Origin of the sequence: Pseudomonas sp. IT-196MI5 (genome assembly GCF_949767415.1) — a bacterium.
Classification (GTDB): Bacteria; Pseudomonadota; Gammaproteobacteria; order Pseudomonadales; family Pseudomonadaceae; genus Aquipseudomonas.
Genome location: NZ_CATKPZ010000077.1, coordinates 25,225 through 39,860, shown reverse-complemented (window position 1 = coordinate 39,860; position 14,636 = coordinate 25,225). Strand labels below are relative to the sequence as shown.

17 protein-coding genes are annotated in these 14,636 nt (G+C 58.8%); 8 read left to right on the top strand and 9 right to left on the bottom strand.

The genetic code is table 11. From position 1 onward, the window contains the following. The first annotated feature begins 206 nt into the window (after positions 1-206). The 4 genes from ACM6IK_RS25940 to ACM6IK_RS25925 all read left to right on the top strand — a co-directional run bounded on the left by ACM6IK_RS25940 (position 207) and on the right by ACM6IK_RS25925 (position 3,252). Complete coding sequence (locus ACM6IK_RS25940) at positions 207-1,415, top strand: ammonium transporter (RefSeq protein WP_414876578.1); 1,209 nt, start codon at positions 207-209, stop codon at positions 1,413-1,415. A gap of 96 nt (positions 1,416-1,511) precedes the next feature. Next, positions 1,512-1,748 (top strand): glutaredoxin family protein, encoded by a 237-nt coding sequence (locus ACM6IK_RS25935; protein WP_414876577.1) that lies wholly within the window; start codon positions 1,512-1,514, stop codon positions 1,746-1,748. Positions 1,749-1,920: 172 nt separating this feature from the next. Continuing rightward, positions 1,921-2,238, top strand: coding sequence for a transcriptional regulator (locus ACM6IK_RS25930; RefSeq protein WP_414876576.1), 318 nt, complete (start codon positions 1,921-1,923; stop codon positions 2,236-2,238). Positions 2,239-2,361: 123 nt separating this feature from the next. Beyond that, entirely contained in the window at positions 2,362-3,252 is an 891-nt protein-coding gene (locus ACM6IK_RS25925; protein ID WP_414876575.1) for a pseudouridine synthase, read from the top strand. Positions 3,253-3,336: 84 nt separating this feature from the next. Here the strand turns inward: ACM6IK_RS25925 and ACM6IK_RS25920 are convergent, their stop codons facing one another. Beyond that, positions 3,337-3,558, bottom strand: coding sequence for a YgdI/YgdR family lipoprotein (locus tag ACM6IK_RS25920; protein ID WP_007994800.1), 222 nt, complete (start codon positions 3,556-3,558; stop codon positions 3,337-3,339). A gap of 78 nt (positions 3,559-3,636) precedes the next feature. Beyond that, a complete protein-coding gene (gene mobA / locus ACM6IK_RS25915; RefSeq protein WP_414876574.1) occupies positions 3,637-4,239 on the bottom strand; it encodes a molybdenum cofactor guanylyltransferase MobA in 603 nt (200 codons plus the stop codon). Between the two features lie 81 nt (positions 4,240-4,320). On the opposite strand from mobA, the gene moaB reads away from it, so the two are divergent. Beyond that, positions 4,321-4,860, top strand: a complete 540-nt coding sequence (moaB, locus tag ACM6IK_RS25910) for a molybdenum cofactor biosynthesis protein B (RefSeq protein ID WP_108219612.1) — start codon at positions 4,321-4,323, stop codon at positions 4,858-4,860. Beyond that, positions 4,844-6,070 (top strand): gephyrin-like molybdotransferase Glp, encoded by a 1,227-nt coding sequence (gene glp / locus ACM6IK_RS25905; RefSeq protein WP_414876573.1) that lies wholly within the window; start codon positions 4,844-4,846, stop codon positions 6,068-6,070. The genes moaB and glp overlap by 17 nt, the downstream gene beginning before the upstream one ends. Positions 6,071-6,134: 64 nt before the next feature. On the opposite strand, the gene ACM6IK_RS25900 is transcribed toward glp, so the two are convergent. From ACM6IK_RS25900 to ACM6IK_RS25885, 4 genes are all read right to left on the bottom strand, one after another. After that, a complete protein-coding gene (locus ACM6IK_RS25900; RefSeq protein WP_414876572.1) occupies positions 6,135-6,449 on the bottom strand; it encodes a hypothetical protein in 315 nt (104 codons plus the stop codon). Positions 6,450-6,726: 277 nt separating this feature from the next. After that, positions 6,727-7,386 (bottom strand): response regulator, encoded by a 660-nt coding sequence (locus ACM6IK_RS25895; protein WP_414876571.1) that lies wholly within the window; start codon positions 7,384-7,386, stop codon positions 6,727-6,729. After that, the gene (locus ACM6IK_RS25890) at positions 7,383-8,276 is read right to left on the bottom strand and encodes a sensor histidine kinase (protein ID WP_414876738.1); all 894 of its coding nucleotides are present in this window, start codon (positions 8,274-8,276) and stop codon (positions 7,383-7,385) included. The genes ACM6IK_RS25895 and ACM6IK_RS25890 overlap by 4 nt, the downstream gene beginning before the upstream one ends. Positions 8,277-8,671: 395 nt before the next feature. Further along, complete coding sequence (locus ACM6IK_RS25885; RefSeq protein ID WP_414876570.1) at positions 8,672-9,142, bottom strand: hypothetical protein; 471 nt, start codon at positions 9,140-9,142, stop codon at positions 8,672-8,674. 463 nt (positions 9,143-9,605) lie between these two features. Here ACM6IK_RS25885 and ACM6IK_RS25880 point away from each other — a divergent pair, with 463 nt between their 5' ends. Together ACM6IK_RS25880 and ACM6IK_RS25875 are read left to right on the top strand one after the other, a co-directional pair. Continuing rightward, on the top strand, positions 9,606-10,541 hold the full coding sequence (locus ACM6IK_RS25880; RefSeq protein WP_223550721.1) for a chemotaxis protein CheV: 936 nt from the start codon (positions 9,606-9,608) through the stop codon (positions 10,539-10,541). 188 nt (positions 10,542-10,729) lie between these two features. Beyond that, positions 10,730-11,536: an MOSC domain-containing protein gene (locus tag ACM6IK_RS25875; RefSeq protein ID WP_414876569.1), complete on the top strand. Its 807-nt coding sequence runs from the start codon at positions 10,730-10,732 to the stop codon at positions 11,534-11,536. 84 nt (positions 11,537-11,620) lie between these two features. On the opposite strand, the gene ACM6IK_RS25870 is transcribed toward ACM6IK_RS25875, so the two are convergent. From ACM6IK_RS25870 to ACM6IK_RS25860, 3 genes are all read right to left on the bottom strand, one after another. Then, a complete protein-coding gene (locus tag ACM6IK_RS25870) occupies positions 11,621-11,905 on the bottom strand; it encodes a pyrimidine/purine nucleoside phosphorylase (RefSeq protein WP_400648323.1) in 285 nt (94 codons plus the stop codon). Between the two features lie 68 nt (positions 11,906-11,973). Next, positions 11,974-12,516 (bottom strand): exonuclease domain-containing protein, encoded by a 543-nt coding sequence (locus ACM6IK_RS25865; protein WP_414876568.1) that lies wholly within the window; start codon positions 12,514-12,516, stop codon positions 11,974-11,976. A gap of 70 nt (positions 12,517-12,586) precedes the next feature. Next, entirely contained in the window at positions 12,587-14,548 is a 1,962-nt protein-coding gene (locus ACM6IK_RS25860) for an acetyl/propionyl/methylcrotonyl-CoA carboxylase subunit alpha (RefSeq protein WP_414876567.1), read from the bottom strand. Between the last annotated feature and the right edge of the window lie 88 nt (positions 14,549-14,636).

Below are 14,636 nucleotides of genomic sequence, written 5' to 3'. Positions count from 1 at the left end.
GGCCGGGCATGATTTCAGTAACACCGTAGGGCCAACAATCAAAAACTCGCGTAAACGTCCGGGGCGCGTTTTTCCTGGAGGGCGTCTGTGCGCCAAAGTGGTTCAACGAGATCAGTGCGCTGATGCTTGGAAGCCGCAACTTGGTGCACGGACAGTCATCGCGAACTGCTTTGGTGCTTTTTTCTGCCATAAGGTCTGCCCATCCCATGGAAAACCTGCAAAGCGCTGTGGATACCCTGGTCCATAGCTCCAACACGCTGTTCATTCTGATCGGTGCGGTCATGGTTCTGGCCATGCACGCCGGTTTTGCCTTTCTCGAAGTCGGAACTGTGCGACAGAAAAACCAGGTCAATGCGTTGTCGAAAATCCTCAGTGACTTCGCCGTTTCGACTCTGGCCTACTTCTTTATAGGCTATTGGGTTTCCTATGGCGTGACATTCATGCAGCCAGCGGCCGTGCTCAATGCCGACCATGGCTATGGACTGGTGAAGTTTTTCTTCCTGCTGACCTTTGCCGCGGCGATTCCGGCGATCATTTCCGGAGGGATTGCCGAGCGTGCCCGGTTTGTCCCGCAATTGTGTGCAACCGCGTTGATTGTCGCATTCATCTATCCGTTCTTCGAAGGCGTGGTCTGGAACGGCAATCTGGGCTTGCAAGCCTGGTTGCTCGAACGCTTTGGCGCCGGTTTCCATGATTTCGCAGGCTCCGTGGTGGTGCATGCCATGGGCGGTTGGCTGGCACTGGCGGCGGTGCTGTTGCTCGGGCCACGTAATGGCCGCTATCGCGAAGGTCGCCTGGTGGCGTTCGCGCCATCGAGCATCCCGTTTCTGGCGTTGGGCTCGTGGATCCTGATCGTTGGCTGGTTCGGCTTCAACGTCATGAGCGCGCAAACCCTGCAAGGTGTCAGCGGACTGGTGGCGGTGAACTCGCTGATGGCCATGGTGGGCGGTACGGTGGCGGCATTGATTGTCGGGCGCAACGACCCCGGCTTTCTGCATAACGGTCCGTTGGCGGGGCTCGTGGCAATCTGTGCCGGTTCCGACCTGATGCATCCTGTGGGGGCGCTGGTCACCGGTGCCATCGCGGGAGCCCTGTTTGTCTGGTGCTTTACCGCGGCCCAAGGCAAATGGCGCATCGACGATGTATTGGGTGTGTGGCCGTTGCATGGCTTGTGCGGCGTGTGGGGCGGCATTGCCTGCGGCATTTTCGGTCAAAGCGCCTTGGGCGGTCTGGGTGGGGTCAGTTTGATCAGCCAGTTGATCGGTACTGCACTGGGCGTCACTGTGGCACTGGCCGGCGGGTTTGCCGTGTATGGCGTGATCAAGGCGTTGCATGGATTGCGCCTGAGTCAGGAAGAGGAGTATTACGGCGCGGACCTCTCGATCCACAAGATCGGTGCCGTGAGCCAGGACTGATTCAGGTCTTTTCATCGTCAGGGCAGGGAGCCCAATGGCTCGACTGTTTTTCGGGGCAGGCCTAGAATGGTCAATTCATTATCTGGTTGAGCGCTCATGCTTCCCGAATGTCAGCTGTTCGGCACCCTTGGATGCCATCTCTGTGAAGTAGCCGAAGCCATGTTGATGGAGTTTGTCGAGCGCGGCCTGTTGGTGGAAGTGGTGGATATCGCCGACGATGAAGCGTGGTACGCCGCTTACAGCCTGCGAATTCCAGTGCTGCGACGAGTCGATACCGGCGCTGAACTGGGCTGGCCGTTCAGTGCCGATCAGGTGGTGATATTCCTGCGTTAAGCGGTTTTTGCGTTGGTGACATGTCCCGCCTGTCGAACTTTGCGATTGATCCTCTTGGCTTAATCGGTGCCGATCGGATACTGTATGGTCATACAGTTATTCGTGGCGCCTGCCTTGCCGTTCCTGACTTTCGGGAGTGAGCCGGCAAGCCCGGGCGTGAGAGGGATGAATCGTGGTCAATGTCGAACAGTTGAAGAACAGCGTGAACCGGATGTCCGCAGACGTCGTGCGCGAGGCCGTCGTTGAGTTGCGTCTGGATGGTCTGGTGACCGAAGGGAAAACGCCCTTCAACAAAATGCATTTCAATACCTGTTTCGCAGAAGTCGAAGCCTTGTTTCAACGCGCGGGTTATCACCGGCAACTCGATGTCGTGGGTTACCAGGGATTGTTGTACGCCCTGTATGACCCAACTCGCTGGGAAGCGGTCGATGTGCTGCGCTGGCTCAAGGAGTACACCGAAGCGGCGGCGCACACGCAGATCCCGGCTTGAGGAATCTCCTCCAGGGAGCGTACTCAATTAGTTTTCGCGGGGAAACTAATTGAGAACGGCCCCTAGGTTCATTCCCCTTGCTGTTGGATAATGCCGCTCTGCACTGAGGGTTAGAGCTTTCGTATGTCCACTTCTTCTTTTTCCGCGGCACACAGTCAGGCCAGTACGCTCTACTTGCCACCTGGCTCGTGGCACACCGTTGTCGATTGCCTGTGCGAGCATTTCAGCGCCATCGGTCGTGAACAATGGCTGGACAGAATCGCCCGTGGCCGGGTCCTCGATGGGCAGGGCATGCCGATAGCCCTCGATCTGGCCTACAAGGAAGGTTTGCGGATTCATTATTTTCGCGAAGTGCCGGATGAAAAGCCGATCCCGGTGATCGAGTCGATCCTGTACGCGGACGAGCATCTGGTGGTGGCCGACAAACCGCACTTTCTGCCCGTGACGCCGGCTGGCGAATACGTCGAACAGACGCTGCTCAGGCGTTTGATCCGTCGCCTGGACAATCCGCATCTGGTGCCATTGCATCGCATCGACCGGCATACCGCAGGGCTGGTATTGTTTTCCGCCGATCCGCAGAGTCGTTCGGCTTATCAGTCGTTGTTTCCAACCCGGCAGATCGAAAAGCGTTACGAGGCCATCGCAGCGGCGTTGCCGGACCTTGCTTTCCCGCTGGTTCATAAAAGCCGACTGGTCGACGGCGAACCGTTCTTCCGTATGCAGGAGGGGCCCGGGGCCAGCAACACTGAGACTGCGGTGGAAGTCAGGGCGAAACAGGGGAATCTCTGGCGTTACGGTCTTTACCCGGTGACGGGCAAGAAACATCAGCTGCGGGTACATATGGCAGCGTTGGGAGCCGGTATCTGCAACGACCCGTTTTACCCCGAGGTGCTCAAGGATGCGCAGGATGACTACGCCAATCCATTGAAACTGCTGGCTCAGGGGCTGAAATTTATCGATCCGGTCACAGGCCAGACGCGAGAGTTCGAGAGTGAAATCACCCTGCAATGGTGATCAAAAAGCGAACCTGAAGCGCTGTTCTTCAGGCATGAAAAAGCCCGCATCAAGCGGGCTTTTCTGTATCCGGCGGTGCCAGGATTACAGCTCTTTAACGGTACGAACCTGGTCTTTGTTGATACGGGTCTGTTTGCCGTCGAGCTGTTCGAATTCGTAGAAACCGGAATCCTTGTCGAACTGTGGCGTGTCGACGGCCTGGATTTCGCGACCGTCATTCAAGGTGATCACCGTAGGCGATGCGCAACCGGCGAGGGTGGCGAGACCGAGTGCAAGCATGAACGTGGCGAGGGTCCGTTGAGTCATGAGTGTGTTTCTCCGAATTAGAAATCTTTGGTTACTGAGCGTGAGACGTGCACCGTTCGCGCAAGTTCCTGATTAATCTCAGTCTGACACAGTGTTATGACCGCTTAACAGTTCCGGCGTGTTGAGGTTGGCCAGCCGAGAGTCCTTGTCGGGGCATTGCAGTGCGGTCGCACCGAGCTTGCGCATCAACCGGCCAGGGCTGCGCTCACCTTCGTTCCAGGCGTTTTCAAATGCTGCCCTGTGTAGCACAGGAATCACGCACAACAACGGTTCCCAGTGGTCATCATGCCGCACCATCAGCGGCTTGTCCGGATGCAGGTTGGCGGCCTCGCGCATACTGCCGATCAGCGCCGCATCAATGCCGGGAACGTCACAGGGCAAGACCAACAGATGAGTATGACGAGCCGCTTTCAGGCCTGCACGAATACCGGCCAGTGGCCCGGGGAAGTCACCTTCATCATCGTGGACCAACTGGTCGGCGTAGGGCTCGTACTTCTCAAGGTTGCGATTGCAGGAGATGATCAGGTCATCGGTCAGCGGACGGGTCTTGCGATGCAAGTGCGCAATCAGCGGCTCGCCGTGCCAGTCCAGCAATCCTTTATCCCGCCCGCCCATACGTTGGCCGCGCCCGCCCGCCAGGAGCAGAATGGAGCAGGGTGGCAATTGTGAATTCGAGGTCATGGCAGGTCTCCATGGGAGCGGCGAAAAAACCGAGCGCTGTGATATAACACCGGGCTGTTTCTCCTACAACTGGACGAGCCTATGAAAGCCAAGGCTGATGTGCCTTTCGCACCACTGAATATTGCAGTGCTGACTGTCAGCGATACCCGCACACTGGAAACCGACACCTCAGGTCAGGTCTTTGTCGACCGCTTGACCGCTGCCGGACATAACCTGGCAGCCCGGGTTTTGCTCAAAGATGACCTGTACAAAATTCGCGCGCAAGTCGCCAACTGGATTGCCGATGATGTTGTGCAGGTTGTGCTGATCACCGGCGGAACCGGTTTTACCGGGCGTGATAGCACGCCGGAAGCCGTCAGTTGCCTGCTGGACAAACAGGTTGATGGATTTGGTGAGCTGTTTCGTCAGATCTCGGTTGCCGATATCGGCACCTCGACCGTTCAGTCCCGGACGTTGGCCGGTTTGGCCAACGGCACGTTGGTCTGCTGCTTGCCGGGCTCGACCAATGCCGTGCGCACCGGTTGGGACGGCATACTGGCCGAGCAACTGGATTCGCGGCATCGTCCGTGCAATTTCGTGCCTCACTTGAAACAGGCCGCGCCTTGTGAATCCCGTGGGTAAGCCCGGCAAGTCTGGCAGCCTGATGCCTGTCGAACAGGCGTTGGCGCGCTTGCTGGAAATGGCCGAGGCCTCGAAGATTGTCGAGCGTGAACGCTTGCCGTTGGCGCAGGTACAGGGGCGTGTACTGGCTGAAGACCTGGTGTCGACGCTTGATCTGCCGCCCTGGCCCAACAGCGCCATGGACGGTTATGCCTTGCGCGTGGCCGACTGGACGGGAGCACCGTTGCTGGTCAGTCAAAAGGTGTTTGCCGGCCAGGCCCCCGATCCGTTGCAGCCAGGAACCTGTGCGCGCATTTTCACCGGGGCGCCTGTTCCCGCCGGTGCCGATTGCGTCGAGATGCAGGAAAATGTCGAGGTTCAGGCCGATGAGCGAGTACGTTTCACTGAAGCCTTGACCCAAGGTCAGAACATCCGTCCGCAAGGCCAGGAAACCACCGTCGGCGAGCTGATTCTGCCGGCAGGTACGCGGTTGGGGCCGATCGAGCAAGGGTTGGCTGCCTCATTGGGGTGCGCTGAGCTGGAGGTGGTTCGCAAAGTGCGTGTGGCGGTGCTGTCCACCGGCGACGAATTGATTGAGCCTGGGCAGGCGCTGGGGCCGGGACAGATCTACAACAGCAACCGGGTGTTGTTGTGCAGCTGGTTGCTGCGTTTGGGGTGTGAGGTCGTCGACGCGGGAATTCTGCCAGACAATCTGCCAACCACTCGCTCCCGATTGGGTGAATTGAAGGATGTCGACCTGATCCTCTCGACCGGTGGCGTATCGGTAGGGGAAGCCGATTTTCTGGGCATCGCCTTGCGCGAAGAGGGCGAATTGACGCTATGGAAGCTCGCCATCAAGCCCGGTAAACCGCTGACCTTCGGACATTTTCGCGGAGTGCCGGTGATTGGCTTGCCGGGCAATCCGGCATCGACCCTCGTGACTTTTGCATTGTTGACCAGGCCCTATCTCCTGCGCCGTCAGGGTGTAAAAAACGTCGAACCGCTGAAGGTGCAGGTGCCGGCCGGGTTTGACTGGCTCAAACCCGGCAATCGGCGTGAGTATTTGCGCGCGCGGCTGGAAAACGGCAGGGCGACGATCTACAAAAACCAGAGTTCTGGCGTACTGCGTAGCGCTGCCTGGGCTGATGGACTGGTAGAAGTCCTGGAGGGTTGCACGCTGGGTCAGGGCGATAGCGTATTCTTCATTCCGTTGAGTGAAGTTCTGGGCTGATAGTTTGAGCAGCCTGGTCACACAAAACCCGGTTGATTGAACCGGGTTTTGTGTTGAGGGCCACTCAATGCGCCAGAAGCAATGAAATAACCTGCTCGAAACGGCTATTGGCGATCCATCCAAGGAGGCCGAGGATCACGGCTGTCCCGCAGGCGGAATAGGTAAGCCTGTGCTTGATGGATTTGACGTCATCCAGGACTTCGTCCATGTCCCTGCGTAAGCTCTTGAGGTGTGTTTCCAGCTCGGTGACGCGAGGTTCCATATCAACTTCTCCCGTGGCTTTTGTGCTGTTGCGGTATTCGGCTCGATGGCCTGCATTTTTATTATCTGTGAGCGGCAAGACTGAAATGGCCGGTGATCCGAGGTTTTGGCTTTGCATGGCACGTCCTTGTGGTGTCCTGCTCTAGCCCCCCAAAAATCTACCAATTCAGGTTTTCGGTCAATTGAGCCGATTCCTCACGTTTTGTAAGAAAAATCCTGCCGTGTGGGGGAATCAAGACTGTCCGACTGGAAGTCATTTGTTTTCTTGCGACTTTTAACGGGGAGGCTTCTGGCGTCGACAGCATGTTCGTGCGCGCCTGCCCTGGAATGGGACAACTTGAGTTTCTCGGTTCGCCCGGCGGCGTTACTCGTACATCTGCCTGAGGATTCGCCCCCTAGTCGTCAAGGCTGATGATTTGTTCGCGCACGGCAAACAGCACCAGGCCGGCCACGTCGTAGATCTGCAGGCGTTTCATGATCTGCGAACGGTGGGTTTCTACGGTCTTGACGCTTAGCCCCAGGCCATTTGCGATCTCTCGAGTGGATTTTCCGCGAACGATCAACCGCAGGATTTCCAGCTGACGTGCCGTCAGGTTGTGCGAGTCGGCAGGCTCGGGCGGGTGCTTCTGGTTTCGGGTCAGCGCCTGGGTGATCACCGTGTGGGCAATGGCCGGGCTCAGATAGCGCTCGTTGTTGCGCAAGGCCTCCAGCGCGTGCTCGAGCTCGGTCGCCGTGGTGTCCTTGAGCAGGTAGCCATGGGCTCCGAATTCCAGCGCCTGCATGATCAGGGCCGGGTCGGTGTGCATCGAGAGGATCAGCACCTTGCTCTGCGGGCGCACCCGCTTGAGTTGCTGCAAGGCTTCGAGGCCGCCGGTCTGGCGCATCGAAATATCCAGCAGGACAATATCCGGGGACAGCTGCCCGACCATTTCCAGCAACTGCGAGCCGTCACTGGCCTCACCGATGACGGCATAGCCCGGCAGATCCATTACCAGGGCGCGCACGCCAGCCCTGATCAGCGAGTGGTCATCCACCAGTAGTAAATTACAAGTCAATGCATAACCTTATTCGAGCTGGCCCGTTCGAGCGCACGGGGCGCCCAGGGAAAAAGAGCTTCGATTCGAGTGCCTTTGCCCGGCTCGCTGGTAACGGTCAGCGTGCCGCCCAGTTGATCGATCCGTTCCGACATCCCGGCCATACCGCGTTGCCCTTCACGACCGGGGTCGGTTGCAGGCGCGAAGCCCTGACCATCATCGGTGATCTGCAACTTCAGGCCTTGTGGCAGGCGCTGCAGGCATACCACCAGGTTCTTGGCCTGGGCATGTCGCAGGATGTTGGTGACCGCTTCCTGGGTGATGCGGAAAGCTGCCACGGCCATTTCCTCCGGTATGCCGGTCAGGCGCTGCTGGCATTCCAGACTCCAGTGCACCGGGGTGTTGGTCAGGGTCTTGAGCAGGTGCGCGCGCAGACTGGCTTCCAGCCCGAGGCTGGTCAACTGCCGGGGATTGAGAATGGCGGATACGTCACGAACTTTGGTCAGGGTTTCTTCCAGCGTGTCGCAGAGGACCGAGCATTGCTCCTGGAGTTCTTCGGGCATCCGGCGCTTGAGCCAGTCACTTTGCAGTTTTGCGGCGGTCAGCAATTGACCGATGTCGTCATGCAGTTCCCGGCTCAGCCGGTGACGCTCGTTTTCCTGAACCTGCAACAGCCGGTCGGCCAGTTCCTGGGGCTGGAATTTGATGGATTTGCGCGAGAGGCAGTACTGCACGGCCGCACTGGTCAGCGCCGCAATGTTGAGCACCAGCAATGACAGGGGCAACGGGATGGACAAGCCATAGGTCAACAGACTGCCGAGTGTCGAGCAGGCGCATAACAACAGCGTGAATGTGCGTGCACTTTCTCGAGAAGGTGGCCACGTGGCGATTGACTTGAGGCTGGCGTGCATAGCGGATGGAGCCAATGGATGTTCGCTGCGGGCAGACCGGTCATGCTGGCTGACAGGCCCCTGTATTTTAATCTGGAGCGTCGACTTCAACGGGGTGTATTTTTTGGAGAAATCAGCCCCAAACCGTCCGGCTGCAACCACACTGCCACTAATTGGCGTCAACTAACAGGCGGCATAGTAGCACCTAAGATACCGTTGGTCGCGTCCGTAGATATGTCCGAAAAATCAGGAGTCCGGTCGTTGGACAGTGGTTCCATAGAAGGAACAAGTTGGTTGATGCGTTGGTTAAAAGAGGTCGTTTATAGCGTTGAGAAAATCAATTGCGACATGTGCGCACTCAAGTTACAGCGCGGTATTGATAACCGAAACACGCCATGGGGCATGGTTCGGCAAGTTCAGGCTTGTCGCTGCGAATAGGACACGAGGGTGAACGGCCTGGAGTTGACCGGTGGTTGAAACCGGCTTTGCCCGACCTGAAAGGCAAAGGCTTCGATCAGGGTAGCCTGTTCGCTGTCGTCGAGACTGAGCTGTCCGGTGGTCTGGTCGATGAGTTCGAGTTGCCAGGCAATCAGGGTCAGGCAGTCTTTCAGGGCATTCAGTGCCTCGTCGTGCAGGCTCATGGTGTTCTGTGCGTGGTTCAGCAGGCCATGAATATGCAAGGAGAATTCAGACACGGCCGCCAACGCCAGGGCATCGGCCTTGTTGGCCAGCTTGAGTAGAGTGCTGAGCAGGCAGTCGATAGCGTCCTTGTCATTGCTGATCAATTGCAGATGACTCAGGCATTCCTCGGTTTTAGCCAGGAGTGTTTCAGCCTCGACGAGGAACGCCATGAGCCGTTGGGCCCACTCTTTACGGTCGTTCGGCATACTTATCTCCACAACGTCATGTCAAATGAGGGGATATCGAGTGTGTCGACGAGGGCGGTCGGGACCCCGGCATTGTCGAGTCGTCGGGTGAACGAACTGCGGCTGGCCCGCAGGCAGGCTGGGGAACACGAGAGGGTGGTTGGCCACTTACTTGCGATCGCAGACACAAGCCTGACTCCGTTCATGCAATGAGAATGGCGTCACATTAATGGCTATTGGATATTGCGAATATCAGGTTGCGCCTGATTGTTGATAGGGGAATCCCTTACGCAGGGGAACCTTTCGCACGCGCAAAGGTCGTGTGGCGCAGAAGTACGGCGGATGTGATCACGGCGCCAGTAAAGCATGATGTTAATGTGACATCAATGGCCGGGCGTGGCATTTCAGAGAGGGTTAAGCTTCGGCAAAAACAGCCGATAACCTTCCTTGAGTGAATTCATCCGAATAAGACCAGGAGTCATTGATGGCCGGCATTCTCGATACGGTAGACCAACGCACCCAACTGGTGGGTGAGAATCGCCTGGAAATTCTCATGTTCCGGCTCGCCGGGCGGCAATTGTTCGCGATTAACGTCTTTAAAGTGCAGGAAGTCTTGCAGTTGCCAAAGTTGACGCTGATGCCGCAGCGCCATCCTTTTGTGTGCGGCGTGGTCAACCTGCGTGGCCAGACCCTGCCGGTGATCGACCTGTCCCAGGCCATTGGCATGCGCCCGTTGGTGCCGGGGCCTGGCAGCACGATTATCGTCACCGAATACAACCGGTCGGTGCAGGCCTTCCTGGTCGGTGGCGTGGACCGGATCGTCAACATGAACTGGGAAGCCATCCTGCCGCCACCGAGCAGTGCGGGCCGCCAGCACTACCTGACGGCCATCAGCAAAGTCGATGATCAACTGGTGGAAATCATTGACGTCGAAAAGGTCCTGGCCGAAATCGTCCCGTACAACGCCAAAGTCTCCCGCGACAAGCTCGAAGATCCGGTACTGGAGCGTGCCCGTGGCCGTGAGGTGCTGCTGGTGGACGACTCGAACGTGGCCCTGGCGCAATTGCGCGATACCCTGGGACAGCTCGGCGTGAAGATGCACATCGCCAGCGACGGGCTGAAAGCCTTGAATCTGCTCAAGGCCTGGGCCGATACCGGCGTGGACATGACCGACAAACTGCTGATGGTCTTCACCGATGCGGAAATGCCGGAAATGGATGGCTATCGCCTGACCACCGAAATTCGCAACGATCCACGCCTGCGAGGCTTGTACGTGGTGCTGCACACCTCTTTGTCCGGTAGTTTCAACGACTCGATGGTCAAAAAGGTCGGCTGCGACAATTTCCTCTCCAAATTCCAGCCGGACAAACTCGTCGACGTGGTGCGCCAGCGCCTGATGCTTGACGAAGTACCGGCCTGATCAAAACACAATCATTGTGGGAGCGAGCTTGCTCGCGATGGCGATACTGCATTCAGCATCAATGTTGACTGTCCTACCGCTATCGCGAACAAGCTCGCTCCCACAGGTTATGTAGAGACCGTTTTCAGCCTTTGATTCGGCCTTCAAGCTCGTATAGGGTGGCGTTTTTGCCTATCAGGGAGCTGGCCATGTTGCGTCTGAGTGCGCTGTATCGTTATCCGTTGAAATCCGCCAAAGGCGAGGCCTTGCAAGCAATCGGTCTCGACAAGTTGGGGCTGGACGGCGATCGCCGCTGGATGCTGGTGGACGAGGCCAGCGGGCGCTTCCTGACCCAGCGTGCAGTGGCGCAGATGAGCCAGTTGTCCGCGTTGTGGAATGCCGAGGGAGGTTTGACCCTCAGTGTGCCCGGCCATTCGCCGATCGACGTTGCCTTGCCTGGTAACGATGCAGAGCTGCGTGGCGTGACGATCTGGCGCGATACCTTGCGAGTGCCCGATGCAGGCGATGAAGCTGGGGCCTGGGTCAGCCAGTTCATCGGCAAACCGACACGCCTGGTGCAAGTGCCGCTCGATCGGGCGCGTATGACCGAGGCCGGCTATGGCAAGGATGACGATCAGGTGGCGTTCGCCGATGGCTATCCGCTGTTGCTGATTGGTCAGGCCTCTCTTGAGGACTTGTCGCAACGGGTCGGGCGTGCGTTGGAGATGCTGCGTTTCCGGCCGAACCTGGTGATCGAAGGCAGTGCAGCGTTCGCCGAGGACGGCTGGAAGCGTATTCGTATCGGCGAGGTCGAGTTCCGCGTGGTCAAGTCCTGTTCACGCTGCATCCTGACCACCATCGACCCGCAAACCGGGGAGCGCAGCGACGACCGCGAACCCTTGGCCACCTTGCAGAAATATCGTTCCCAGGCGGACGGCGCCATGTTCGGCCAGAACCTGGTCAACGACGGCAACGGTCGACTCGAAGTCGGCATGCCGGTGGAGATCCTCGAGTAACTTTGCGCAGAAATAAAAATGCCCGTGTCGAAAAACACGGGCATTTTTTTTGTGGCGACTTTTTTGGGTTGAGACCGCGCAGGTTTAGCCGCGGTATTCGCACAGGTAGGCAGTGTCGACGGCCACTTTCAGCTGGAACTTGCTATTGGCCGGCACGTTGAACTGGCTGCCGGCGGCGAAGGTTTCCCAGTCGCTGCTGTCCGGCAGCTTGACAATCAGTGCGCCGCTGACCACGTGCATGATTTCACGCTGGCTGGTGCCGAATTCGTACTCGCCCGGAGCCATGACGCCGATGGTCGCTGGACCTTCTGCGGTGCCAAAGGCGATCGACTTGACGGTGCCGTCGAAGTACTCGTTGACTTTAAACATGGGCGATTCCTCGAAAAGGGCTAAAAAGGGCCGGCCAGTATGCACAAGGCCCTCAGTGTCGTCACTGTCTAAAGCGGCAGAACCAGTGGCAGCAGGCGTGCGGTATTGCGCGCGTCCTCCAGCGCCCGGTGTTGCTGGCCGGTGAACTGCAGGCCGGCCAGTTGCAGGGCGCCGTTGAGCCCCAGTGGGCGCTCCAGGCGTCGAGCCTTGGCAAAGCGTTGTTTGAGGTTCATGTGCGGCACGTTGGCCAGCATGCTGGCGAGTCCCAGTTGCTGCCAATCCTGAAGCAGTTGTTTGCGATCGTAATCGCCCCAACTGACCCAGCCCTCCAGTCGTGTGTGGTGTTGGCCGAGCCAGCGTTCAAACGCAGGCCAGACTTCGCCCAGCGGTTGCGCGGCATCGATGTCGGCTTGGGTGATGTGCGTCAGCTCGCGGCAAAACGGCGTCAGCAATGGCCGCCGCAAAGGGCGGACGAAGCACTGGAAGTGATCCAGTTCGCGTCCCTTGCGGTCCACCAGGGTAGCGCCGATTTCAATGATTTCCATATCTGTTACGGGCCAACCACCTCCATCGGTGGTGGCCTCCAGATCAATGACCAGCCAGTGAGGCATTGCAGGTTTCCTGGTATCCGCGTCCTGTAGGGTTTGAGCGTAGCCAAACCCGGCGGTTCCGCCTAGCGGCTTATTCGATCTCCAACAGAATCTGCCGGTTTTTTACCTGATCCCCGACTTTGACTTGCAGTCGTTTGAGCACACCGTCGATGCCCGATTTCAACGGGTGCTCCATTTTCATCGCCTCCAGTACCACCAGCAACTGGCCCTTGATCACGGGGCTGCCTTCATTGACCAGGACGTCGACAATCGCCCCGTCCATCGGTGCCTTGAGGGTGCCGGAGCTGGCACCGGCCTGGCTGCTGACCTGTGCCTGAGTGCGATCCTCAAATTGCAGGCTGCCTGGGCGGGTAAACAGCCAGAGCTGCCCGGCCTCCAGGCGATAAGCGTGGCGCTGGCGAATGCCATCCATCTCAAGGGTGGCCCAGCGTCCATCGTTGTGGATGATCTTCAGTTCAAGGCTGTGCTCGGCGACTTGAATGCGCAACGGCTCGCCCGGGATCGCCTGCAACGCTATCGACCAGTCCTGATCCTCAAGGCCGATGCGATAGTGCAGCGGCACGCTGGCGTTGTTGCGCCAACCGCAAAGCGCGGCCGGATGAGGCTGTGCTGATGCCTGATAGAAAAGGGCGGTGGCGATGGCCAGGTGATGCGCGACCGGGGCATGGGATTGCAGGCAGGCATGCTCGGAAAAATGCTGCGCGATGAACCCGGTGCTGAAGTCCCCGCCGGCGAACTGCGGGTGCTCCAGCAGGCTGGCGAGCAAGCGCTGATTGCTTTGCACGCCCAACAGTACGCTGTCTTGTACCGCCCGCAGCAATTTGCGTCGGGCTTGCTCGCGGGTGGCGCCGTGGGCGATGAGCTTGCCGAGCATCGGGTCGTAGAAGGGGCTGATGATCTGGCCTTCGATCAGGCCGTGGTCGATCCGCACGCCGTCCTGCAATCCCGGTTCCCAGGCCACGACGCGCCCGGTTTGCGGCAAAAAACCCCGAGCCGGATCTTCGGCATACAGGCGTACTTCCATGGCGTGCCCATGGAGTTGTACCTGCTCCTGGCGCAAGGGCAGCGGCTGTCCTTCGGCGATGTTCAACTGCCAGGCCACCAGGTCCAGGCCGGTGATCAGTTCTGTCACCGGGTGCTCCACTTGCAGTCGGGTGTTCATCTCCAGGAAATAGAATTGCCCGCGTGCATCCAGCAAAAACTCCACGGTGCCCGCGCCGACGTACTTCACCGCTCGTCCGGCCTTGAGCGCCGCCTCGCCCATGGCTTGGCGCAACTCAGGGGTCATCACCGGGCAGGGCGCTTCCTCGATGACTTTCTGATGCCGGCGCTGTACCGAGCAATCGCGTTCGCCGAGGTAAATCAGGTTGCCATGCCGGTCACCGAACAGCTGGACCTCGACGTGACGGGGTTCGACCAATGCCTGTTCGAGGATAAGCTCACCGCTGCCAAAACCGTTCAGGGCTTCGGAGCGTGCGGTGCGGATCTGTTCCAGCAAATCACTGGCGTCGTGCACCAGGCGCATACCGCGTCCACCGCCGCCCGCACTGGCCTTGATCATCAACGGATAGCCGATGCACCCTGCTTCGCGGCTCAGGGTGGCGTCGTCCTGTTCGGCGCCTTGATAGCCTTTGATGCACGGCACGCCGGCTTCGAGCATGGCGATCTTCGACAGGCGCTTGCTGCCCATCAGTTCGATGGCCTCGGGGCTGGGGCCGATGAAGGTGATGCCGGCGTCCTGGCACGCGAGGGCAAACCCGGCGTTTTCCGAGAGGAAGCCGTAGCCCGGATGGATCGCATCCGCGCCCGTGCGCCGGGCCGCGTCGAGGATGGCCGGGATGTTCAAATAAGACTGTTGCACCGGGGCCGGACCGATGTTGACGGCCTCGTCGGCCATCTGCACGTGCAGCGCATCGGCGTCGGCGTCGCTGAACACGGCGACCGTGCGATAACCCAGCGCCTGGGCCGTGCGCTGGATGCGGCAGGCGATTTCACCGCGGTTGGCGATGAGGATTTTTTTGACTCCGGGCATGGGTAGGCTCTCTGATTTTTAGCGGTGTCTGGTCGGGCCTCATCGCGAGCAAGCTCGCTCCCACAGGGTTTATGAACGACATAAATCC

Excerpts from the sequence above, each read along its gene's own strand:
- ACM6IK_RS25940 (WP_414876578.1), top strand. The coding sequence starts at position 207 with ATGGAAAACCTGCAAAGCGCTGTGGATACCCTGGTCCATAGCTCCAAC.
- ACM6IK_RS25935 (WP_414876577.1), top strand. The coding sequence starts at position 1,512 with ATGCTTCCCGAATGTCAGCTGTTCGGCACCCTTGGATGCCATCTCTGT.
- ACM6IK_RS25925 (WP_414876575.1), top strand. The coding sequence starts at position 2,362 with ATGTCCACTTCTTCTTTTTCCGCGGCACACAGTCAGGCCAGTACGCTC.
- ACM6IK_RS25920 (WP_007994800.1), bottom strand. The coding sequence starts at position 3,558 with ATGACTCAACGGACCCTCGCCACGTTCATGCTTGCACTCGGTCTCGCC.
- mobA (WP_414876574.1), bottom strand. The coding sequence starts at position 4,239 with ATGACCTCGAATTCACAATTGCCACCCTGCTCCATTCTGCTCCTGGCG.
- moaB (WP_108219612.1), top strand. The coding sequence starts at position 4,321 with ATGAAAGCCAAGGCTGATGTGCCTTTCGCACCACTGAATATTGCAGTG.
- ACM6IK_RS25900 (WP_414876572.1), bottom strand. The coding sequence starts at position 6,449 with ATGCAAAGCCAAAACCTCGGATCACCGGCCATTTCAGTCTTGCCGCTC.
- ACM6IK_RS25890 (WP_414876738.1), bottom strand. The coding sequence starts at position 8,276 with ATGCACGCCAGCCTCAAGTCAATCGCCACGTGGCCACCTTCTCGAGAA.
- ACM6IK_RS25885 (WP_414876570.1), bottom strand. The coding sequence starts at position 9,142 with ATGCCGAACGACCGTAAAGAGTGGGCCCAACGGCTCATGGCGTTCCTC.
- ACM6IK_RS25880 (WP_223550721.1), top strand. The coding sequence starts at position 9,606 with ATGGCCGGCATTCTCGATACGGTAGACCAACGCACCCAACTGGTGGGT.
- ACM6IK_RS25875 (WP_414876569.1), top strand. The coding sequence starts at position 10,730 with ATGTTGCGTCTGAGTGCGCTGTATCGTTATCCGTTGAAATCCGCCAAA.
- ACM6IK_RS25870 (WP_400648323.1), bottom strand. The coding sequence starts at position 11,905 with ATGTTTAAAGTCAACGAGTACTTCGACGGCACCGTCAAGTCGATCGCC.
- ACM6IK_RS25865 (WP_414876568.1), bottom strand. The coding sequence starts at position 12,516 with ATGCCTCACTGGCTGGTCATTGATCTGGAGGCCACCACCGATGGAGGT.
- ACM6IK_RS25860 (WP_414876567.1), bottom strand. The coding sequence starts at position 14,548 with ATGCCCGGAGTCAAAAAAATCCTCATCGCCAACCGCGGTGAAATCGCC.